At 43.4% G+C, this 21,430-nt stretch carries 19 protein-coding genes and 1 other RNA gene; 12 read left to right on the top strand and 8 right to left on the bottom strand.

The features are described 5' to 3' along the window. Positions 1 to 8: 8 nt before the first annotated feature. Complete coding sequence (locus VQ048_RS07325; protein WP_327611045.1) at positions 9 to 1,400, bottom strand: type III PLP-dependent enzyme domain-containing protein; 1,392 nt, start codon at positions 1,398 to 1,400, stop codon at positions 9 to 11. Between the two features lie 209 nt (positions 1,401 to 1,609). Here VQ048_RS07325 and gcvP point away from each other — a divergent pair, with 209 nt between their 5' ends. Further along, positions 1,610 to 4,465: an aminomethyl-transferring glycine dehydrogenase gene (gene gcvP, locus VQ048_RS07330; protein ID WP_327611046.1), complete on the top strand. Its 2,856-nt coding sequence runs from the start codon at positions 1,610 to 1,612 to the stop codon at positions 4,463 to 4,465. 169 nt (positions 4,466 to 4,634) lie between these two features. Here the strand turns inward: gcvP and map are convergent, their stop codons facing one another. Then, complete coding sequence (map, locus tag VQ048_RS07335; RefSeq protein WP_327611047.1) at positions 4,635 to 5,444, bottom strand: type I methionyl aminopeptidase; 810 nt, start codon at positions 5,442 to 5,444, stop codon at positions 4,635 to 4,637. Between the two features lie 51 nt (positions 5,445 to 5,495). Further along, positions 5,496 to 5,927 (bottom strand): BT0820 family HAD-type phosphatase, encoded by a 432-nt coding sequence (locus tag VQ048_RS07340; protein WP_327611048.1) that lies wholly within the window; start codon positions 5,925 to 5,927, stop codon positions 5,496 to 5,498. A gap of 322 nt (positions 5,928 to 6,249) precedes the next feature. Here VQ048_RS07340 and VQ048_RS07345 point away from each other — a divergent pair, with 322 nt between their 5' ends. The 4 genes from VQ048_RS07345 (at position 6,250) to VQ048_RS07360 (ending at position 11,474) form a co-directional block, all read left to right on the top strand. Beyond that, entirely contained in the window at positions 6,250 to 6,876 is a 627-nt protein-coding gene (locus VQ048_RS07345; protein ID WP_327611049.1) for a hypothetical protein, read from the top strand. Between the two features lie 112 nt (positions 6,877 to 6,988). Then, positions 6,989 to 7,711, top strand: a complete 723-nt coding sequence (locus VQ048_RS07350; protein WP_327611050.1) for a hypothetical protein — start codon at positions 6,989 to 6,991, stop codon at positions 7,709 to 7,711. Between the two features lie 254 nt (positions 7,712 to 7,965). Continuing rightward, positions 7,966 to 8,388 (top strand): M43 family zinc metalloprotease, encoded by a 423-nt coding sequence (locus VQ048_RS07355; RefSeq protein WP_327611077.1) that lies wholly within the window; start codon positions 7,966 to 7,968, stop codon positions 8,386 to 8,388. A gap of 134 nt (positions 8,389 to 8,522) precedes the next feature. Continuing rightward, positions 8,523 to 11,474 (top strand): reprolysin-like metallopeptidase, encoded by a 2,952-nt coding sequence (locus VQ048_RS07360; protein WP_327611051.1) that lies wholly within the window; start codon positions 8,523 to 8,525, stop codon positions 11,472 to 11,474. A 108-nt stretch (positions 11,475 to 11,582) separates the two neighbouring features. Here the strand turns inward: VQ048_RS07360 and VQ048_RS07365 are convergent, their stop codons facing one another. The 4 genes from VQ048_RS07365 to VQ048_RS07380 form a co-directional block, all read right to left on the bottom strand. Further along, positions 11,583 to 13,301, bottom strand: coding sequence for a phospho-sugar mutase (locus VQ048_RS07365; RefSeq protein WP_327611052.1), 1,719 nt, complete (start codon positions 13,299 to 13,301; stop codon positions 11,583 to 11,585). Positions 13,302 to 13,382: 81 nt separating this feature from the next. Then, positions 13,383 to 14,090: a GIN domain-containing protein gene (locus VQ048_RS07370; protein WP_327611053.1), complete on the bottom strand. Its 708-nt coding sequence runs from the start codon at positions 14,088 to 14,090 to the stop codon at positions 13,383 to 13,385. Positions 14,091 to 14,097: 7 nt separating this feature from the next. After that, positions 14,098 to 15,048 (bottom strand): glycosyltransferase family 2 protein, encoded by a 951-nt coding sequence (locus VQ048_RS07375; protein ID WP_327611078.1) that lies wholly within the window; start codon positions 15,046 to 15,048, stop codon positions 14,098 to 14,100. 39 nt (positions 15,049 to 15,087) lie between these two features. Beyond that, complete coding sequence (locus VQ048_RS07380; protein WP_327611054.1) at positions 15,088 to 15,669, bottom strand: DUF4199 domain-containing protein; 582 nt, start codon at positions 15,667 to 15,669, stop codon at positions 15,088 to 15,090. A 75-nt stretch (positions 15,670 to 15,744) separates the two neighbouring features. On the opposite strand from VQ048_RS07380, the gene ffs reads away from it, so the two are divergent. Beyond that, positions 15,745 to 15,842: signal recognition particle sRNA small type (gene ffs / locus VQ048_RS07385), an RNA gene on the top strand. A gap of 1 nt (position 15,843) precedes the next feature. On the opposite strand, the gene VQ048_RS07390 is transcribed toward ffs, so the two are convergent. Continuing rightward, on the bottom strand, positions 15,844 to 16,656 hold the full coding sequence (locus VQ048_RS07390; RefSeq protein ID WP_327611055.1) for an NUMOD4 domain-containing protein: 813 nt from the start codon (positions 16,654 to 16,656) through the stop codon (positions 15,844 to 15,846). 193 nt (positions 16,657 to 16,849) lie between these two features. Between VQ048_RS07390 and VQ048_RS07395 the strand changes: the two genes are divergently transcribed. The 6 genes from VQ048_RS07395 (at position 16,850) to VQ048_RS07420 (ending at position 21,415) form a co-directional block, all read left to right on the top strand. Next, the gene (locus VQ048_RS07395; protein WP_327611056.1) at positions 16,850 to 17,584 is read left to right on the top strand and encodes a retropepsin-like aspartic protease; all 735 of its coding nucleotides are present in this window, start codon (positions 16,850 to 16,852) and stop codon (positions 17,582 to 17,584) included. Then, entirely contained in the window at positions 17,581 to 18,036 is a 456-nt protein-coding gene (locus VQ048_RS07400; RefSeq protein WP_327611057.1) for a PDZ domain-containing protein, read from the top strand. The genes VQ048_RS07395 and VQ048_RS07400 overlap by 4 nt, the downstream gene beginning before the upstream one ends. 84 nt (positions 18,037 to 18,120) lie before the next feature. Continuing rightward, positions 18,121 to 19,092, top strand: coding sequence for a polyprenyl synthetase family protein (locus VQ048_RS07405; RefSeq protein ID WP_327611058.1), 972 nt, complete (start codon positions 18,121 to 18,123; stop codon positions 19,090 to 19,092). 29 nt (positions 19,093 to 19,121) lie between these two features. Next, complete coding sequence (locus VQ048_RS07410; RefSeq protein WP_327611059.1) at positions 19,122 to 20,075, top strand: GSCFA domain-containing protein; 954 nt, start codon at positions 19,122 to 19,124, stop codon at positions 20,073 to 20,075. Then, the gene (locus VQ048_RS07415) at positions 20,072 to 20,593 is read left to right on the top strand and encodes a GNAT family N-acetyltransferase (protein ID WP_327611060.1); all 522 of its coding nucleotides are present in this window, start codon (positions 20,072 to 20,074) and stop codon (positions 20,591 to 20,593) included. Before VQ048_RS07410 ends, VQ048_RS07415 begins: the two co-directional genes overlap by 4 nt. Positions 20,594 to 20,644: 51 nt before the next feature. Then, a complete protein-coding gene (locus tag VQ048_RS07420; RefSeq protein WP_327611061.1) occupies positions 20,645 to 21,415 on the top strand; it encodes a TatD family hydrolase in 771 nt (256 codons plus the stop codon). Positions 21,416 to 21,430 lie beyond the last annotated feature (15 nt).

Below are 21,430 nucleotides of genomic sequence, written 5' to 3' on the forward strand. Positions count from 1 at the left end.
ACAACAACTTAATAGCCCAAAAGCTTGAGAACTTCCTCCGGCTCCTGCTTTTCGCGGAACACTTCGTAGTGAAGATCTCCATTTTCATCCCTCTGAATCAAAACGTGACGAGGCTGAGGCATCAAACAATGGTGAACCCCTCCGTATCCTCCGATGGTTTCCTGATAAGCTCCTGTATGGAAAAAACCGATATACAGAGGTTTAGTATCGCTGAAAACCGGAAGATAGATGGCATTGGTATGCTGCTCCGAATTATAATAATCGTCCGAGTCGCAAGTCAATCCGCCCAAAAACACACGTTCGTAGGTATCATCCCAACGGTTAAGCGGCAGCATGATAAAGTGCCTCGAAATCGCCCAAGTATCGGGAAGTGTCGTCATGAAAGACGAGTCAATCATGTTCCATTTTTCCCGGTCGTTTTGACGCTTTTGAGAAATAATTTTGTATAAATTCGCTCCGCTTTCCCCCACCGTAAAACTACCAAATTCGGTATAAATATTAGGCTCTTCCACCCCTTCCTCTTCACAAAACTTCTTGATTTGAGAAACAATTTCGTTCACCATGTACTGGTAATCGTAGTCAAAGTTAAGCGAAGTCTTGATGGGAAAACCACCACCAATATTCAACGAATCCACCTCCGGCGCAATTTTTTTCAACCTCGCATAAACCCTAAGGCATTTGTAAAGTTCGTTCCAGTAATAAGCCGTATCCTTAATCCCCGTATTGATGAAAAAATGCAGCATTTTCAGCCTTGCATTAGGATGTTCGGCAATCTTTTGGGAATAATACGGAATAATATCCTTATACCCAATCCCAAGCCTCGAAGTATAAAACTCGAACTTCGGTTCTTCCTCAGAAGCAATCCTAATGCCGATATTAAAGGTAGAATCAATACTTTCGGCCAGTTTATCCAGCTCCCTGTAATTATCCAAAATAGGAATAATGTTTTCAAAACCGTCATTAATCATCTCCGAAATCTTTTCCAAATAATCATCGGTCTTAAACCCATTGCAAATCACCTCAATACTCTTCCCGAATTTCTCCTTATTGTAAAGCGATTTCACAATGTCCATATCATAGGCCGACGACGTTTCCAAAGAAATTCTATTCTTCAGCGCTTCCTCCAAAACAAAACTGAAATGACTGGATTTGGTGCAATAACAATACGTGTATTTCTTCGTATATCCGTTCTTTTCAAAAGCCTCCTTAAACCAAGCTTTTGCCCTTTGAATATTTTGGGAAATTTTAGGCAAATAACTGATTTTAAGCGGCGTGCCAAACTTTTCAATCACCTCCATCAAAGGAATTCCGTGAAAGAGAAGATTGTTCTCCGCAACATTAAATTCCTCGGTAGGGAAATACAACGTTTGGTCGATAAGCTCGGAATATTTAATTTTCATCTTGAAGATTCGGGTTTAAAGATTGAAGTGCAAATTTGAGAAAAAAAGTTGGTTTTTCGACCTCTCCTTTTATTTTCTTTTCGCACAAAAATCCGAGTTCCGCCTAACGTCGGCATTTTGAGGTTTTAACGAAAATCTCCTTTGCGCTTCCCGTTAAAAATCGTATTTTTACGCATCAAAAAAAGTAATATAATCTAGTAACGAGTATTATGAATACACAACAATTTGTGAACCGGCACATCTCGCTGAACGAAGCGGATAAAGAAGCCATGTTGAAAAAACTGGGGGTTAGCAGCATCGAAGAACTCATCGACCAAACTTTCCCGAAAGACATCCGTTTACCAAAAGAGTTGGCCATTTCCGAGCCTTTGTCGGAATACGATATGTTGGCTCATTCAAAGGATTTGGCTTCCAAAAACGCCGACTTCACCAACTACATAGGATTTGGTTATCACGACACCATTTTGCCTTCCGTGGTAAAAAGAAATATTTTTGAAAATCCGTCGTGGTACACCGCTTACACCCCGTACCAAGCAGAAATTGCCCAAGGAAGACTCGAGGCACTGCTCAACTTCCAAACGGTTGTTTCCAGCCTCACAGGGCTACCGATTGCCAATGCTTCGCTTTTGGATGAAGCTACGGCCGCCGCGGAAGCCATGAATATGTTTTTCGGAAACCGCACCAAAGAACAAAAGAAAAAAGCGTTTAAGTTTTTCGTTTCGGATTTAGTCCTTCCGCAAACCATTGCCGTTTTGAAAACCAAAGCAGACGGTTTGGGAATCGACATCGTAGTGGGCGACCACCAAACACATCCGTTGGACGAAACCTATTTTGGCGTACTCCTTCAATACCCCGGAAAAAACGGAGTGGTATTGGATTACACCGAAAACATAGCAACCTATAAAACCCTCGATCTCCAAGTGGCCGTAGCTTGCGACCCGATGGCTTTGGTCAAGCTGAAATCGCCGGCATCCATGGGAGCCGACTGCACGGTAGGAACCACCCAACGCTTCGGTATTCCAATGGGATACGGCGGTCCTCATGCGGCATTTTTCGCCTGCAAAGAAAATTATAAGAGAGATCTTCCAGGAAGAATTATCGGGGTATCCCAAGACGCCACAGGCAAGCGGGCTTTGCGGATGGCATTGCAGACCAGAGAACAACACATCAAACGCGAAAAAGCTACCTCCAACATCTGTACAGCACAAGTTCTTCTTGCCGTTATGGCCGGAATGTACTGCGTTTACCACGGACCAAACGGACTAAAATACATTGCCGATCAAATTCACTTTAAAACCAATGCGTTAGCTTCTGCTCTTAAAATCCTAGGGTATGACGTAGTGGAAGAACCCGTTTTTGATACGGTAAAAATCCGATTGAACGAAGAGGAAAAAGGGAATCTAATGAGGATGATGAGAGATCGTAAAATCAATCTCAACTACTTCTCCGAAGACGTCGTAAGCATCGCCCTGAACGAAAGTTCGACCATGGAAAAACTGGATATTCTTCTAGAAGCATTCGCTAGTTTCATGGGTAAACAGGCTTTCAAAATGGTCTTGAAAGAAGAAGAAACCATCCCTTCCGAATTATTGCGTTCCGAAGCTATTTTAACCGAAGAGGTCTTCAATAAATACCACACCGAAACCGAATTAATGCGCTACATCAAGCGATTGGAACGCAAAGACCTTTCGCTAACCCACTCCATGATTTCGTTGGGCTCTTGCACCATGAAACTCAATGCAGCTACGGAAATGCTTCCGCTCTCTTGGGGCGAATGGGGGAACGTTCACCCTTTCGTTCCGACAGAACAAGCAGGCGGCTATCAGGAAATGATCAAAACACTGGAGAAAGATCTTGCCGAAATCACAGGCTTTGCAGGCACTTCCCTTCAGCCCAACTCCGGTGCCCAAGGCGAATACGCAGGGCTAATGGTTATCCGTCAGTACCACAAATTCCGCGGCGAAGGCCACCGTTCGGTTGTTCTTATCCCGCAATCCGCTCACGGTACCAATCCTGCTTCCGCCGTATTGGCCGGCTTAAAGGTAGTGGTTTGTAAAAACTTGGAAAACGGAGAGATCGACATCGAAGATTGGAAAGCGAAAGCCGAACAACACAAAGAAGATTTGGCCGCAGCCATGATTACCTACCCGTCCACCTACGGTTTCTTCGACGCCAACATCCGAGAAATCATCCAAATCGTACACGACAACGGCGGACAAGTTTACATGGACGGCGCCAACATGAACGCCCAGGTAGGAATTACCAGCCCAGGGTATATCGGAGCCGACGTTTGCCATCTGAACCTGCATAAAACGTTCGCTATTCCTCACGGTGGTGGAGGCCCTGGCGTAGGACCGATTTGCGTGGCTGCTCACTTGGTTCCATTCCTTCCTTCCAATCCAAACATCAAAATAGGAGGAAATGAGGCTTTGGACGGAATATCAGCTGCCCCATACGGCTCGCCTTTAGTCCTGAATATCTCCTACGCTTACATCAAAATGCTCGGAGCCGAAGGATTGAAGAAAGTCACCCAGCACGCCATTCTGAATGCCAATTACCTGAAAGAAATTTTGGCGGAACACTACCCTATCCTCTACCAAAACGAAAAAGGCCGCGTGGCACACGAATGCATCGTGGACTTCCGTCCGTTCAAGGCTTTGGGCGTAGAAGTTGCGGATGTAGCCAAACGTCTAATGGACTACGGATTCCACGCTCCAACGGTTTCGTTCCCGGTGGGAGGAACCCTAATGATCGAACCAACCGAATCCGAAAGCAAGGAAGAACTGGACCGCTTCGCAGAAGCATTAATCAACATCCGAAAAGAAATTGAGGAAATCGCCAACGGTCAAGCCGATGCTTCAAACAACGTATTGAAAAATGCACCGCATACCGAACAAGTCGTTATCTCAGACACTTGGGACCGCCCTTACAGCAGGGAAAAAGCCGCCTACCCCTTGGATTGGGTAAGAGAACGCAAATTCTTCGCTTCGGTATCCCGTGTGGACGAAGCCTTCGGAGATCGTAATTTGGTATGCACCTGCGAACCTATTGAAAACTACATGTAAAACTTAATAGGGCAAGTTTCCCGAATAGCCGCCTCAATATTGAGGCGGCTATTTTATTTTTTGCTTCCCCCTCATTCCTACATAAAAACACCTCAACATCAACAATAAAAAAATCGCCCCAGAAAATGGAGACGATTTTATTTTACATTATTTTCAATTCATAAATACGTTAAAAATCCATGGTGAACGGTTCTTCTTCATCACTGGTAATCCCCAATGCGTCGTAGATATAACGAAAAGTGGATAAAAGCACAGGTTTACCTCCGATAATGCAAACATCATGTTCAAAATGAGCCGAAGGCAAAAGGTCTTTGGTGGTTACTGTCCAACCGTCGTCATGGAAAACCACCTCGTGAGTTCCCATATTAATCATCGGTTCAATCGCTAAAGCAATACCGTCCTTTAAAACTTTTCCGCTGCCTTTACGTCCATAATTGGGAACCTGAGGATCCTCGTGCATTTTACGCCCAAGCCCGTGCCCCACCAGCTCTCTAACCACACCGTAGCCGTGCGCTTCGCAATGCGTCTGTATAGCGTTGGAGATATCTCCCACCCGCTTGCCTCTCACACACTGGGCAATTCCTTTATAAAGCGATTCTTTGGTTACCTTCAATAACTTTTTCACCTCAGAAGCCACCTCCCCCACCTCAAAAGAATAAGCATGATCGCCATAGAAACCATTCATATAAACCCCACAATCCACCGAAACCACATCCCCATCTTCCAAAGGCCTATCGTTCGGAATACCATGAACTACCTCCGCGTTAGGCGAAATACAAAGGTTTTTTGGAAACCCGTACATCCCCAAGAAAGCCGGTTCTCCACCATGATCCCGAATATATTCGGCGGCGATTTTATCAATATGATTAGTGGTAACTCCCGGGCGAATTTCCTTGGCAACCATCCCCAAGGTCTTGGACACCAATTGGGCACTCTCGCGCATAAGACGGAGCTCTTCTATTGTTTTGAGTTGTATCATCTAAAAACTTGTTTCTATTTTAACTGGTCAGAACCTCAGCAACCTTGGCTCTTACCAAAAAAGACCTTTCTTTTTTTCCTTTTTCAGTTTGGAATAAGCCAGCACCTCACCGCCATCCACCCGGAATTCAATTTTCTGATTGATGATATTATACACTTCCCCCCATCCCGGAAATCCGCCGAGATTACGATCATCAATAAACAAATCCGCATCAATTTTGCGGGAAGCATCCGCCGAGTCAAAAACCTCCCCTTCAAAACTGGAATTAACCGCGTAAAATTCAACACCATTACGACGACAAAACTCAATCGCCTCCTCTAAAGACTTCCCATGACGGTAAGTCCACAATATAAGCCTGTAACCTTCGCCCTGCAACTGTTTCAATGTTTCAAAAGCAAATGTTTTGGCCTTCCCGATCCCAGGATAAGCATCCTCCACAATGGTACCGTCAAAATCAATGGCTAATTTTTTATTACTTTTCATAGATAATTCGTGTTTTTACCACCGCAAAGGTACGAAAAGAACACCCCACAACCACAACATTAACAAATTATCATTATTACCATCAAAAAACCAATTATTTTATTTCAAACCAAAGCCAATCTTTAACAAATCAATCAAAAAACAACTTTATAAAGAATTAAAAACATCCACCCTACAAAAGCAATTCCATTAAAAACATTTCAAATAAAAACAAAATTAATTATGCAACATATAACAATTTAAAGCATTTTTTAATTTAACAACAACAACAAATCATTTTTATTTCTACCTTCGTTCCATTAATTAAAAAACGACCCTTACAATGAAGAAAAGTTTATTCAGTATTTTTGCCCTTATAGCCGTCACGGCTTGCAACCAAGATAATACCATCACAGAAACGCAAGATCCATCGCAAGAAATTTCTGCCTCAGCAACAAAGCGGGTATGTCCCTCCGAAGAAATACGCCAAAAAATGCTCTCCGAAGACCCCTCCGCAAGAGCCAGATTGAGCGAAATCGAAACCCAAACCAATAAATTCATCCAAAGCCGAGCCTTGGGCAAAGTGCTGGCCGACGGCACCATAGAAATTCCCGTAGTCGTTAATGTTTTGTACCGGACGGCTTCTGAAAATATTTCCGACGCCCAGATTCAGTCTCAAATTACGGTACTCAACGCCGATTACTCTGCCACCAACACCGACCTCACCAAAATCCCGGAAGAATTCCAATCGGTAACCGCCGGCAATACCGGAATCCGATTCAGCTTGGCAAAAATCAATAGAAAATCGACCAAGGTTAGAAGCTGGCAAACCAACGACGCCATGAAAAAAGCCACAAAAGGAGGTATAGACGCAACCTCTCCTTCCCAATACCTCAACCTATGGGTGGTTGGAGATATGGGCGGAGTTGTAGGAAATTTTATAAAATCAACACTCTATGAAAAGAATTAGAATAAACAAAAAGATTATTCTCTTTGAGAATTTCTCCGAATAATTTTAAGATTTGGAATTATTCGGAGGTTCAATCAAATCATTATAATTTAATTAATTTAAAAAAAATATTATGAAAAAAATAATTACCTTTTCAGTAGCAATGATAGTTTTAGCTATTGGTATATTTGCAGCTTGTAGAAATGAAAATCAAGATATTTCAAAAGTAAATACTGATGTGCAAAAATTGGTAAATTCTAAAACTTTTGCAGGTCATTCGGATTTTATTAAAAATTTTGGAGAGATAGATGCAACAAAAATTGTTACCAATAAGATTAAAGTTGAAAATCAAGAATTTAATGTATTTTTAATTCCAGTAACAAAAAATGATAAAGTAGTTGCTAGAATAGAAGTTATTGACTTAAAGGATACCAAATTTTTACCCAATAACGACAAGTATGCAATGAATTTAGCAGATTTATCTAATTTTAATGAGAAAACCTTAACTGGTTCAGTAAAAATGTATGACTTAAACTATGATAATTATTTACACACTGAAATTAATATTGAACAAAACAAAATAAAAGATTTTAACAGTAGAGGAATTTCTAATCAAATAACAGAAAAATATAAGTCATCTAGAAATCCAAACAAAAGTAGAAATTTAACTTCGCGTCATTTGTGTGATGGAAATGGAAATGGAGATGTGTCATTTGGAGAGTGTTACAAGTGTTTAAAAGATGCAATTGCTGATGATGGTTTTTCATCTTGGGTTTGTGATATTCCTGCAGCTGGCTGGTTAGCTTGTTGGGGAACAACAACAGCAGCTTGTGTAATAATTTCAGCCAATGCTTAAATTATAAGTTATGGATTCCTTTTTTGCATTTTTATTTTTACTTATTATAATAATAACAATTGTCTCAACAATTTTAGTAATTAAAAAGGATAAAAATTTATCAACGAGAGAAAGGACAAATTTGATATTTTTACAAGTTTTTCTACCTTTTATTGGTCCTTTATTATATTATATTTATTATAAAAAATAAAAAAACATCCTACAACATTGCATTGGCAAAAGACCAGCTCCAAAGCTAAACCAGCCTCGCATAGCTGTTCCTTCACCAATGCCCTTTCGTTCTCGGATACGCCACTTTTCCCGAATCGGCAGGGCTTTGGAACGACGGAGTTGTATTAGCCGCCAAATATGTAGGAAAAAGCGCTTATGCTCCCTACAATTTAGGACGAACCGCCACCCACGAGATAGGTCACTATCTGAATTTAAGACACATTTGGGGAGACGGAAGTTGCGCTACGGACTACGTGGAGGACACCCCAACCCAAATGGATAAAAATTTCGGCACCCCCTCCTATCCTAAGTACGACATTTGCGGTGGCGTTTCCCGATCCATCATGTTCATGAACTATATGGACTATGTGGACGATGCCGCCATGTTTATGTTTTCTGCCGGACAAAGGGATCGGATGCAAGCTACCTTATCCTCCTCCGGACCTCGGGCAGGGCTAAGATTATAACCCACCATTACCCTCTTCTAAATCACATCCGTAATTCCTCCGAATTACGGATTTTTTTAATCATCCCATAAAAGCATCGGAAGAAACAAAATTCACCCAAAAAAACTACTTTTGTAGTACTAAATTTTCAGCTTATGAAAAAAATTACGACCCTCTTATTCTGTGGCCTGGCAAGTTGCTACTTTTACGGACAATGGCAACCCATAGAGGCACATCAAAACCTACTGAGAAAAGAAGTTAAAGTCAATAAAACCTATCGGCTAAACCTCCAGCAAATAAAAAATACCTTGGAAAAAGCCCCATTGGAAAAAGCAGGTGCTAAGCCCGTGGAAGTTTATTTACCCGATACCGAAGGCGTCCTGCATCGGTTTGCAGTCTACAGCCGTCCCGTAGCCGAGAAAACCCTTGCCGAACGTTACGGTCTTGGGTCTTACGTTGGATTTGGGGTGGACGATCCTTCCCTCTTGGTTCGGTTCAGTCTTACGGGAAAAGACTTTCAGTCCATGCTGTTCAAAGACGGAGCCTATCAGTTTATCGAAGCATTGGATCAGGACAAAACGGTTTATGGCGTTTTTGGTAAAACAATCAAAAATAAAACCGCCCAGGCCTTTGAGTGTTCCACCTATGAATCTAAAGCCGCAAAAGCCCAACTGGAAAACCTAATGAAACCGGCAAAAGCCAAAAACGGCAAAGCGACGTGGTCAAGATTCGACAACCGGGTCTTTAGAACCTACCGTTTAGCGTTAGCCGTGACCGGAGAATACGGCGCATTATACGGTGGCGTGGAAGGAGCCTTAGCTCAGATGAACGCCACAATGACAAGAGTAAACGGTATTTACGAAAAAGATTTGGCACTCAACCTGATCATGATCGACAAACCCGAAATCATCTATACCGATGCCGCCACAGATCCCTTTTCGAACAGCGACAAAGGAGCTGATGGCGAGTGGAGTATGGAACTTCAGAAAACATTAACCTCGGTTGTAGGCGAGCAAAACTACGACATAGGCCATTTGTTCGGCCATGCCGGCGGTGGAGGAAATGCGGGGTGCATCGGCTGCGTTTGCCAAAGTCCTAGAACCAACGCCAGCGGAATCCCCATCGAGGAAGGAAAAGGAGCCGCCTATACCTCTCCAGCCTATGGGCTTCCTCAAGGCGATGCCTTCGATGTTGATTTCGTAGCGCATGAATTCGGTCATCAATTGGGAGCCAACCATACATTTTCGCATGCCTTACACACCGGATTGCAAACCCATGTCGAACCCGGTTCCGGCTCTACCATCATGGGCTACGCAGGCATTACCAACGCCGACGTCCAAAGCCATTCGGATGCCTATTTCCACACTATCAGTATCGGCGAAATCCTTACTAATCTCGCCAACAAAAACTGCGCCCAGGAAACCAGCATCTCCAATACCGCCCCGGTCATCACGCCCCTTCCTGACGTAACCATTCCCAAAGGAACCGCCTTTGTATTGACGGCAAAAGTGGAAGACGCCGAAAACCTCCCGTTATCCTACACATGGGAGCAAGTTGATGCGGCATCCTCTCCCATCACCACCGTTACAGGGAATAACTCTTCGGGAGCATTATTTCGCTCGTTGCCCCCGTCGAATTCACCGACCAGATACTTCCCAAAACTATCTTCCGTGCTGCAAGGAAAGCTAACCATTCCTTCCGATTGGGAAACCGTTTCTAACATCGCCAGAAAAACCAATTTCACGATTACGGTAAGAGACCATCACCCCGATGCCAAGCAACAACAAGTGCAAAGCACCTCCCAATCTGTTACTGTGCATGAAAACGGCCCGTTTAAACTCCTTACATCCGCCCTATACACCGACGCCAATCAAACTTTACTTTGGGATGTGGTTGGCACCGATCAATCTCCGTTTAATGTTTCCAATGTTAAAATAGATTACACGACGGATGAAGGAAGCACTTGGACCGTCCTAAAAGACTCTACCCCAAATAACGGAAGGTTAGATTTAGACGCTTCGGCTCTTCCAAAAGGAGAGATACTCAAAATAAGAGTTTCCGCCATAGGCAATATCTTTTACGCCATAGGTTCCGTTGAAATAAAAGAAGCCTTGGATTGCGTTAGTAATGCGGCACTTTCCGTCGAAATAACCGATATTTCCTCCAACAGTGCTATCATCGCTTGGAATTACCTAAAGAACGCTGTATCGCATACTCTAAAGTATCGCAAAAAATCGGAAGCTCAGTGGCACGAAGTTCAACTTACCGACCGACTTTGGACGCTATCCGGTTTGGAAGACTCCCAAGACTACGAAGTTCAAGTCGAAACCCTATGTTCCGCAGGAGCTACGACACTTTCACCGATTGTTTCGTTTTCAACAGCTTCAATTTCGTACTGTGCCTCCAAAAGCATAGACTCCGACTATGAATACATCGGAAACGTAACCGTTACCCCTGAAAAAGGTACCGTCATGAGCAACAACTCCAAAGAAAGCAACTATTCCGACTACACGGGGGTAAAGGAAAAAGCCATAACACTATATCGAGGAACCTCCGCCAACAAAATTTCCGTAACCAAAAGATGGACTGACCAATCGTACAACGAAGCCGTCAAAGCATGGATCGACTTTAACCGAGATGGCGTATTCTCGGATTCGGAAATCATCCTGAACTCTTCACTAAGTAAAACCACACCCGTTACAGCAACCTTCAGTGTTCCCGAAACAGCCTACGCCGGAGAGCACTTTGCGGTAATGCGCGTCATCATGAGCGATGCGAGTATCACAAACGCTTGCGACGACATAGAGTATGGCGAAGTGGAAGATTACGCCGTTTATTTCACCAATGAAAACCTATCCACCGCCTCCGTTTCCATAAAGGAAAACCAAATACGCTTTTACCCTAATCCGGTTACCGACGTGCTGAACATTTCCAATGCACCGTCGTCCGCCAAGTATAAAATCTACAATACGGCGGGGCAAATCGTAACTTCCGGAGCCCTAAACGACGGAAAAATCCGTTTGTCCACACTGGAAAAAGGGGTTTATATCCTCTCCCTCGAAGACCAAAACGAAGAGGTAATCCAACACAAATTCATTAAACAATAATCCTGAAAGACCGCCTTTAGGCGGTCTTTTTTTATCCCAACAACCCCATAAAAAAACCAGCAATCCCAAACGATTGCCGGTAAAATAACTCTATCCGGATTTTTATCCTTACAGATTAAGGCTTTGTTTCACCCGGGCAATTTTCTCCTCCAATTTCGGAAGATTTTCCCTGAAATCATTTTCGTTGTCAATCGCCGCCTTTACGGAAACATAAAACTTAATCTTCGGTTCCGTACCAGAAGGTCTTACGCAAACTTTCGTGCCATCCTGAGTGTAATAAATCAACACATTGGACTTAGGAATATCGTCCATCACCCGACGTTCCCCCGTGGAAGCCTCCACACAAGTCTGCTCTTTAAAGTCTTTGATTTTCACCACGGCAGAACCCGCGATTTCTTTCGGTGGATTTTCACGGAAGTTTTTCATCATCTGCTCAATAGCCTCCGCTCCTTCACGTCCTTTTTTAACAACATTAACCAACCCCTCGTAGTACATGCCCGTCGATTTGTAAATATCAATCAGGTACTGGAACACCGAACGGCCGTTCGCTTTGCACCAAGCTGCAATTTCGCAAGCCAGCAAAATAGAACCACAAGAATCTTTGTCGCGCACAAAATCCCCCGTCATAAAACCAAAACTCTCTTCGCCTCCGCAAACAAATTTTTTCTCGCCTTCCGCTTCCCGTATCATCTTCCCAATCCATTTGAAGCCCGTAAGCCCCACCTGGCATTCCACACCAAATTTTTCAGCAATATCAAAGAAAATATCCGAAGTTACAATGGTGGAACCAATAAATTCTTTCCCGGTAATCTTCCCAGCCTTCTTCCATTGCTCCAAAATATAATACGTCAAAATCGTATTGCACTGATTGCCGTTAAGAAGCTGCATCTTGCCTTCCAAATTCCGCACCGCAATTCCCAAACGATCGCCATCGGGATCCGTTCCGATAACAATATCCGCATTAGTCACTTTAGCTAAGTCCAGTGCCATAGCCAACGCCGCCGGCTCTTCCGGATTCGGAGATTCCACCGTCGGGAAATTCCCACTCGGAATCATCTGCTCCTTCACCAAATCCACCCGGGTAAAGCCCGCCTTTTGCAAAGCCTTAGGAATCGTCGTATAAGTCGTCCCATGAATGGACGTAAACACAATATTCAACTGGTCGTAACCAATCTTATCTTCCTGATAAAGCGAATTAGCCATGCAAGCCTCAATATAAACCTCGTCCTGCTCCTCTCCAATCCATTCGATTAAATCGTCATTCCCATCGAATTTAATCTTATCGAAAGCCGTAGCATAAACCTCCTTAATAATATTCTCGTCATTGGGAGGAACCACCTGAGCCCCGTCATTCCAATACACTTTGTACCCGTTGTATTCCGGCGGGTTATGCGAAGCCGTCAAAACAATTCCCGCATGGCATTTTTTATCCCGTACGGTAAAAGAAAGCTCCGGCGTCGGACGATGATCTTTAAACAAAAGCACCCTGATACCGTTAGCCGTCAACACATCGGCCACAATCTTGCCAAACGCCTTGGAATTATGACGCACGTCATAAGCAACCGCCACCTTGATTTCCTCGCCTTCAAACTGACGAAGAAGGTAATTGGCCAACCCTTGGGTCGCCTGTCCCAAAGTGTATTTATTAAGACGGTTAGTTCCCACGCCCATAATGCCGCGCATCCCTCCCGTTCCGAATTCCAACTCGCGGTAAAACGCGTCCTCCAATTCCGGAGACCCTCCGTCGATAAGCCTTTGAACTTCATTTCTCGTTTCCTCATCAAAAGGCTCCGTAAGCCACTGTTTCGCTTTTTCTAAAGTCGTCATACTAATATGTTTTAATCCCTCGTCCTAAGAGAAAAACCTAAGCTCTCTCTTCACAACAAAGGGTTGTTTACTCTTCATTCTCTATTTCAAAAGTTGAGCCTTAACGCTCGCCGTTTTATCACTTTTCAAACGCATCACGGGATTACTATAATACCGCACCTTTGCGGTATTTTTCACTTCCCCTCTGAGCGTATCCTCCACGTTAACTTCCGCATAATTTCCGTTTTGGGAATCCAAGGAAAGCGTACCCAAAACCCAATAAGGCGCAATGAGATTCGCCGTATCCGAAATTTTAATTTGAGCCTCCTTCGTCTTCCCTGTAAAATTCGCACGGCTGGTGCCACTCATCGCCAAGTCGGTTCTACGAGTGTCTATTGCTCCTATAAATTTAGCATTATTTTTTAAATCCAATCGAAGATTTTCCGATTTTATTTGCCCCGATACATTAAACTCCACCGAATCGGAAACCGAAATCCGCTCGGGACGATGCCGCGAGTATACCGTTACGTTATAAAAATCCACCCCTTGGGCCTCCCTCCGCTCGGTAATGGAAAGCGTCTTGCCAGAAACCTCTATTTTCAAATTATCTGCCACATTCCCATACGTTTCGACATTCACAAAATTACCTTCGTTCGGAACGAAAAACAAACGGTATTTCCCCTTTAGTTCAAGGCCAGAAAAGTCGTCCAATTTAACATCCCGACTTGTAATTTCGCCATCCGGCCTGACCTTCCCGCAGGAAACAAAAATCAAAAAAACAAACGCAAACAATATTTTATTCGTCATCATTTACCGATTAAATAACCTCTTCGATATGATAATTTTTCGGTTCCCGATGGGTGCGAATAATCATCTCGCCCAAAAAGCCTCCAATAAAAAGAAGCGTCCCCAAAACCATCATCGTAAGCGCAATAAAAAACCAAGGATTTTCCGCGATAAGATTACCGTAAATCCCTCTGGATACCTCAATCAATTTAGAAACCCCCAGCCACAAAGCCGAAAGAAATCCCACGATAAACATCAGCGTTCCCGCCGCCCCGAAAAAGTGCATCGGACGCCCGCCAAAGCGACTCACAAACCACAAGGTGATCAAATCCAAAAACCCCCGGATAAAACGTTCGGTTCCGAATTTAGAGCTCCCATAGGGACGAGCCTGATGCTGAACCGGCTTTTCCGTAATCTTCCGAAACCCCGCATTGGCCGCCAATACCGGAATATAGCGGTGCATATCGCCATACACATCTATCGACTTAACCACTTGCTTACGGTAAGCTTTCAGCCCGCAGTTAAAATCGTGAAGAAATACCCCCGAAACCTTTCGAGCCGCCGCATTAAACAATTTGGAAGGCAGGTTTTTGGTCATCACGTTATCATAACGTTTCTTTTTCCATCCCGATACGATATCGTAGCCCTGCGTCTTTACCATGGCATAAAGCTCCGGAATTTCCTCTGGAAAATCCTGAAGATCGGCATCCATCGTAACGACCACCTCCCCATTAACCCGGCAAAAAGCCGCATGAAGCGCCTGAGATTTACCATAGTTTCGGGAAAAGCGAATGCCATGAATCTGAGGATGCTGCACCTTCAGATTCTCAATAATGCTCCAAGAAAAATCGGTACTGCCATCATCAACAAACCAAACTTCATAAGCCAGCGAAGAAGCCTTACAAACCTTATCGATACGCAAAAAAAGTTCCTCCAAAGATTCCTCCTCGTTCAAAAGCGGAATGACAATAGATACGTCCAGATTATTCAAAATATTCAATTCTTTAAAAACAATACAAATTTACTCAATACTTCTCGTTCTGAAAAAACTTCCGAAAAATAATGACAACAAAAGATAATACGCACAATACCCCGCAAACACATACGCAAAATATTTTGCCGAAAACATATCTTCCTTACGGTTTTCCTTTTCTTTTATTCTTACTTTGCCCTCGGCGTACTTCGTCTCCAATTCTTTCATTTCTTCGGAACCCGGCTTCAAAATTTGCTTCGCCTTAGTATACTCCTCCTCCAAAGACGCCCTGAAACTCTCAATGTATTGATGATTCAGCAAATCCTTCGCCGAAGGATCCAAATAAGTGATATAAACAAAAATAGACGAAAAAGAAAGCAACCCGCCTATAAACATGGGAATAAAAGCCCTCCCGTAAGCCTCCTTGAAACTAAGCCGACGCTTGAATCGACGGTAAGCCGAAACCGAAAAATAAGCCCCCAAAGCAAAAATAAAAGGCAAAAGAAACGCACTAAGCGTAATCGAATTACGAAAATAATGCACATCTCTAAAGAAAATCGTTGTCACCAAAAACACCGACATCACCATCCCAAAGATAAATAAACCAATGGTATACACGCTTTTTGCCATACTTACATTTTTTATGAAAAAGATTTTAATACAATATTTTTTTGGATTGTATTAAATTTTATTTAATTTTGCACCCGGCAAGTCCTAAACAACCAGCTCCTGAGAATCCTCCAGGGTGGGAACGCAGCAAAGGTAATCGGTCGTAGCGGTGTGATTTAGGTAGCTTGCCATTTTTTATTGGTTTTCGTCCCCACTCTTATTATCCACTAAATCTTCCACCAGTTGCACGTGACTCCAGTTTTCCCCGGTTTTAATCCGATGGATTTGCATATCCGATACATTGAAGCGATGAGCCAATTTCCTTAACGTATCGCCTTTTTTCAGCCGTTTTTTAATCAACAAAACATCGTTTTCGTTCAACTTGGAATGCTTTACCACAGGGCCTTTATCCTCCATGAATTGCTTTTTGAATTCATGCATAATCATTTTGGGATGCTGCATCTGCCGCTTAGCCAAATCCTCCCGACTGGCCCAATCCAAATTATCCACATGATTATTCGTTTTATCAAAATCTTTGTGGATGACGAATTTTTTCTCCGGATCGGTTGGCGCATCCAAAAAAAGCTCCGCCACCGCCTTATGAACTAAAACAGCATGATAGATTTTTCTTTTGTTTTCAATTCTTTTGTTGTGTTTCTTACGAAGTTGAATCAATTCATCTCTTTTGGCCCGAAGTTCGAATTTTTCGACTCTTTCCGATAGAACACGGTCTTTTAGAAGTTTAATCTTCGCATTAAGCGTATCGATTTCGGCTTGGATTTCGGCAATTTTTTCAGCATCCCTTGGCGTCATTTTCTTGTACAGCCTCGATCTTACAATAGGATACCCCGCCTGATAAGTTCCCTTAATAATATGCCCTTCAGGACGGTCTTTATGAAACGTCTTAATTCGGCCATAATTGGAAAACTCTAACCTGTAAAAGTTAACGTAAGACGCATCAATCTTGTACTCTTTCCAAATTTCATCTTTCTTATCGTCATTCTGCATACAATCTAATTTTTAAAGTGCAAATATATAAAAATTATAACGTATCGAATTGACGCCGTTACATACCACATCAAAATCCCTTATGCATAAGATAGAAAATAGTATTTAAATTTCAAAAAAAAACAAACTCCATATTCAGCCTGATTCGTAATCCTAGAGCAATTTTGTATCTTCGCAATTTAGCATTCAAACCATGGCATTAAACGCAAGATATAATCCGATTCTTTTTTTCGGTGGCATGATTCCCCTCTTTATCCAGGGGCAAATCTCGCCAAATTACAAAGATCGTATTGACTTTGAGTTGGTAAACGACCGCGCAGTGTTCGTTGAAGCTACCATCCAGAACAAGCCTTTGGCTTTCTTTTTTGACACGGGAGCCACCACTGCCCTTTTAGACCGAAATTCAGCAAACGAATTGGGGCTTAAACCCAACCATCAGACCAAAGTTACGGGAGCCGGCGGAGACAAGGTCTACGATTTAGCGGCCAATCAAGAAGTGATTATCGGGCAAACCAAACTGGAAGGAGTGCATTTGGTCTTCGACGATATGGAGGTTTTCCGAAAACAATTCGAACGTCCGTTCGACGGCATCATCGGGCATTCTCTACTCTCGAAATACCAAGTGGAAATGAACTTCGATCAAAAACGGTTTTACCTCTATGATTTCGAGACCGCTTTGGACGTATCGGACTACACCGAAATTCCTTTTGAGTTCGGAAACGACATCCCCATTCCTCAGTTCGACATCGAAATAAAAGCTAACGGAAAAGCCTTCAAAGGACGGATTCTTTTCGACAGCGGCGCAGGGCTCACCCTACTGCTTAACACTCCGTTTTCAAAGGAAAACCAACTGCCTTCTTCCGCTCAGAAAAAATTGACCACTTCGGCCAGAACCTCTCCAAAGAATCGGTCTCCACCGATTTCATGATCGAGGAACTCACCTTGGCCGGCTTCACGTTCAAAGACGTGGTTATTTCGGCATCCCAAGACGAATCCGGGGTGAGTTCGTTCGACGGATACTTGGGGATTTTGGGTGCAGACTTCATCAATCGCTTTAACATTCTGCTCGATTACCAACGTAAAATCCTCTACCTAAAACCCAACGAAAGTTACCCCAAAGCGTTCGAAATTCCTTTGACGGGGTTCAAATTAAAAGAGGAAAATGGACGCCTAACCGTAGGAAAAATCGCCAAAGAAAACCCTTTTTATACCAAAGGACTCAGATCGGGCGACGTGATTCGCTGCATCAACGGAAAAACCGACAAAAAGCAAATCGAAACCCTCCTGAAACAAGAAGGAAAAACCATTTGCATCCGATTTATACAACAAAACCAAAAGAAAACACTTAAACACCGCTTAACCCCTCTCCTAAAACCCTAAATTTAAAAATAAAAACACCCCTTACCCCTCAGGTTGTTTTGCCGTCGGGGTAATTAATGTTATTTTTGCGGTTAAACAAACATTATGGAATTTTTGAATCAGTATCAAGATAAAGTCGCCGAGGCCATCGAACGCCACCGCTTCACCCAAACGCCAAAAGAACTTTACGAACCGATGAACTACATCATCTCCAATGCAGGGAAACGACTTCGCCCGATGATGGTTCTCATGGGATGCGATTTGTTTGGCGGTGATTTGGAAAAAGCATTGAAACCTTCTTTAGCCATCGAATTCTTTCATAATTTCACTCTGATTCACGACGACATCATGGATGAGGCTCCCCTGAGACGGAACAAGCCGACCATCCATACCCTTCACGGGATTAATGTCGGGATTCTTTCGGGGGACGCTTTACTCATCAAGGCTTATCAGTTCTTTGAAGACTTGGAGCCCGAACTCTTCAAAAAATGCGTAACCCTATTCTCGGAAACCGGCGCAGTGCTTTGCGAAGGGCAACAAATGGACGTAAACTTTGAAACCGACGAAAGCGTTTCTTATGACGATTACCTGAAAATGATCACCTATAAAACAGGGGTTCTGAGTGCGGCATCTTTCAAAATCGGTGCCCTAATTGCCGGTGCCAGCGAACAAGAGGCGGAAGCACTCTATAATTTCGGGAAACACATCGGCATTGCCTTCCAAATCATGGACGATTATTTGGATGTATTCGGTGACATGGAACGCTTCGGAAAAAGACAGGCCGGAGACATCTACGAAAACAAAAAAACCGTCCTGTATCTGACCGCCATGGAACTGGCAACGGATGAGGAGCGAAAAGAATTAGCCTATTGGTACTCCAAAAAAACCGATAATGTCGATAAAATCCACGGTGTTTTGAAGATTTTCCGCCGTACGAAAGTGGATGAAAGGGTATTGCGTCTGATTCAAAAACATAACGAAATCGGGCAAAGCTACCTTCAAAGCCTCGACGCTCCCGAAGAAAAAAAACGGGCGTTTATCGAACTGGCCAATTACCTTTTGAGAAGGGAATCTTAAAATCTTAACGCAAACAACGGATGAAAGAAATGAAATTCCGCACGGAAGTTGACTTCAAACCTTCGGAGCGGAAAATAGAAGCGGAAGACCACGTGTTTTCCATAGGTTCCTGCTTTGCTTCGGAGTTGTCCGGGCTTCTTTCCAAAGGACAGATGCAGACTTTCAACAATCCTTTCGGAACGGTTTTCAACCCGCACTCCATTGCTTTGGCTTTGCGGAAAATCCACGGTTCGCATTATTATCGGGAGGAAGATTTGGTTTCTTTCCGGGAATTGGTGGTTTCGCTGGATCACCATACGAGTTTCAGCAGCCGCTATGCCCACCAAACCCTTGAAAAAATTAACGACAAAATCGACGAGGCCAACCGGTTTCTTCGCCAAGCCCGTTGGGTGGTAATCACCTATGGCACAGCTTGGATTCACGAATTTTTACCTAAAAACAAACTGGTGGCAAACTGCCATAAAATCCCCGGAAAATATTTTAAAAAACGCCTGCTCAGCCAGCAGGAAATTTCGGAAGCCCTCAGCGAAAGCGTAAAGCTGATAAGGGACATTGCCCCCGAAGGCGTGCAAATTCTCTTCACGGTATCGCCTGTTCGCCATACAAAAGAAGGCATGAGCGAAAATCTCCTCAGCAAAGCCAAGCTAATCACTGCGGTTCAGGAAGGTATTGCCGATTGGGAAGATTGCCATTACCTTCCGGTGTACGAAACCATGATGGACGACCTTAGAGACTATCGTTTTTACAAAGAAGACATGATTCACCCGACGTCTCAGGCTGTGGACTATATTTTCTCTAAGTTTTTGAAGGCTTATTTCTCCGAACAAGCCGAAAGTTTCATCCGAGATAATTTTAAAATAGCCCGCGCCCTCGAACATCGCCCTTTGGGCGAAACCGATGAAAACCACCGCCTTTTCCTTCAGGAGTTAGAAGAAAAAATACGGCGGCAGCAGGCTAAGGTAAAACATAAAATTTTCCAATGAAGCCAATCGTGACCGTTCGCCTTGTTAAACAATCCGAAATCCGGCAGTTAGCCGCCTTGGCGAAACATACGTTTTCCCAAACCTTTTCCCAAGAAAACGAGGACGAGGATCTTCGCCTTTACCTCAACGAAAAATTTTCTTCGGAACAGCTTCTTTCGGAATGGAAAAATCCCGAATCCGAATTTTATTTCGTGGAAACAAACGGAATCCCCGCCGGGTATCTCAAAATAAACTGGGGAACGGCGCAAACCGAAAAACAACAAACCCATTCAATGGAAATTCAGCGAATTTACATCCTACAAGAACACCAAGGTTTAGGGCTGGGCCAACTCTTGTTAACCAAAGCCATTGAAGAAGGAAAAGCCCGTCAGTGCAACTACCTTTGGCTCGGCGTTTGGGAGCACAATCTTCGCGCATTGAAATTTTACAACAAACACCACTTCGAGGTTTTCGGCCAACATGATTTCATACTCGGTAAAGAAGTTCAGACCGATTTAATGCTGAAACTTGTTTTGTGATTTAATTTTTTAATTAGTTTTTAATTTGAACCTCCTATAAGCAGCTTTTTTATGATTGATACGCATACCCACCTTTACTCCGACCAATTCGAACAAGACCGGGACGAAGCAATTCGCCGGGCTTTAGCAAAAGGCGTCAATCGTTTTTTCCTTCCCGCCATCGACTCCTCTCATCATGAAAAAATGCTGGCTTTGGAAGCCGCTTACCCAAATCTGATGCATGCCATGATGGGCCTTCACCCCTGCGACGTTAAACCCAACACTTGGAAAAAAGAACTGGAAATCGTACGGCACTACCTCGACCAAAGACCATTTTGCGCAATCGGAGAAATCGGGCTGGATTTGTATTGGGATCAATCGACGTTGGATATTCAGATTCAGGCATTTGAAACACAAATCGATTGGGCCATCGAAAAAGATTTGCCCATCGTCATCCATACGAGAGAGAGTTTTGCCCAAACCTTTGAGGTTCTCCGAGGCAAAAATCATCCGAAATTAAGAGGTATTTTCCATTGTTTTTCGGGAACTTTAGCACAGGCTCAGGAAGCCATAGCACTCGGTTTTATGTTAGGCATTGGCGGAGTCGTTACTTTCAAAAACGGTAAGATTGATACGTTTTTAAAAGAAATTCCTTTGAATTCGATTGTTTTGGAGACCGACTCGCCCTACTTGGCCCCCGTTCCGCATCGCGGAAAACGCAACGAAAGCGCTTATTTGGAACTGGTAGCCGGGAAACTGGTGACTATTTACGGGCTACCCTTTGAGGAAATCGACCGCCTAACAACCGCCAATGCCCTTCGTATTTTCGGGATAACCCCATAGTTTTCTTGAACAAAA

It is taken from the genome of Bergeyella anatis (assembly GCF_036016955.1).
Lineage (GTDB): Bacteria > Bacteroidota > Bacteroidia > Flavobacteriales > Weeksellaceae > JAYWXI01.

What these genes read in the sequence shown, in the direction of transcription:
- VQ048_RS07325 (WP_327611045.1), bottom strand. Translation starts at nt 1,400, where the DNA reads ATGAAAATTAAATATTCCGAGCTTATCGACCAAACGTTGTATTTCCCT.
- gcvP (WP_327611046.1), top strand. Translation starts at nt 1,610, where the DNA reads ATGAATACACAACAATTTGTGAACCGGCACATCTCGCTGAACGAAGCG.
- map (WP_327611047.1), bottom strand. Translation starts at nt 5,444, where the DNA reads ATGATACAACTCAAAACAATAGAAGAGCTCCGTCTTATGCGCGAGAGT.
- VQ048_RS07340 (WP_327611048.1), bottom strand. Translation starts at nt 5,927, where the DNA reads ATGAAAAGTAATAAAAAATTAGCCATTGATTTTGACGGTACCATTGTG.
- VQ048_RS07345 (WP_327611049.1), top strand. Translation starts at nt 6,250, where the DNA reads ATGAAGAAAAGTTTATTCAGTATTTTTGCCCTTATAGCCGTCACGGCT.
- VQ048_RS07350 (WP_327611050.1), top strand. Translation starts at nt 6,989, where the DNA reads ATGAAAAAAATAATTACCTTTTCAGTAGCAATGATAGTTTTAGCTATT.
- VQ048_RS07360 (WP_327611051.1), top strand. Translation starts at nt 8,523, where the DNA reads ATGAAAAAAATTACGACCCTCTTATTCTGTGGCCTGGCAAGTTGCTAC.
- VQ048_RS07365 (WP_327611052.1), bottom strand. Translation starts at nt 13,301, where the DNA reads ATGACGACTTTAGAAAAAGCGAAACAGTGGCTTACGGAGCCTTTTGAT.
- VQ048_RS07370 (WP_327611053.1), bottom strand. Translation starts at nt 14,090, where the DNA reads ATGATGACGAATAAAATATTGTTTGCGTTTGTTTTTTTGATTTTTGTT.
- VQ048_RS07380 (WP_327611054.1), bottom strand. Translation starts at nt 15,669, where the DNA reads ATGGCAAAAAGCGTGTATACCATTGGTTTATTTATCTTTGGGATGGTG.
- VQ048_RS07390 (WP_327611055.1), bottom strand. Translation starts at nt 16,656, where the DNA reads ATGCAGAATGACGATAAGAAAGATGAAATTTGGAAAGAGTACAAGATT.
- VQ048_RS07395 (WP_327611056.1), top strand. Translation starts at nt 16,850, where the DNA reads ATGGCATTAAACGCAAGATATAATCCGATTCTTTTTTTCGGTGGCATG.
- VQ048_RS07400 (WP_327611057.1), top strand. Translation starts at nt 17,581, where the DNA reads ATGATCGAGGAACTCACCTTGGCCGGCTTCACGTTCAAAGACGTGGTT.
- VQ048_RS07405 (WP_327611058.1), top strand. Translation starts at nt 18,121, where the DNA reads ATGGAATTTTTGAATCAGTATCAAGATAAAGTCGCCGAGGCCATCGAA.
- VQ048_RS07410 (WP_327611059.1), top strand. Translation starts at nt 19,122, where the DNA reads ATGAAATTCCGCACGGAAGTTGACTTCAAACCTTCGGAGCGGAAAATA.
- VQ048_RS07415 (WP_327611060.1), top strand. Translation starts at nt 20,072, where the DNA reads ATGAAGCCAATCGTGACCGTTCGCCTTGTTAAACAATCCGAAATCCGG.
- VQ048_RS07420 (WP_327611061.1), top strand. Translation starts at nt 20,645, where the DNA reads ATGATTGATACGCATACCCACCTTTACTCCGACCAATTCGAACAAGAC.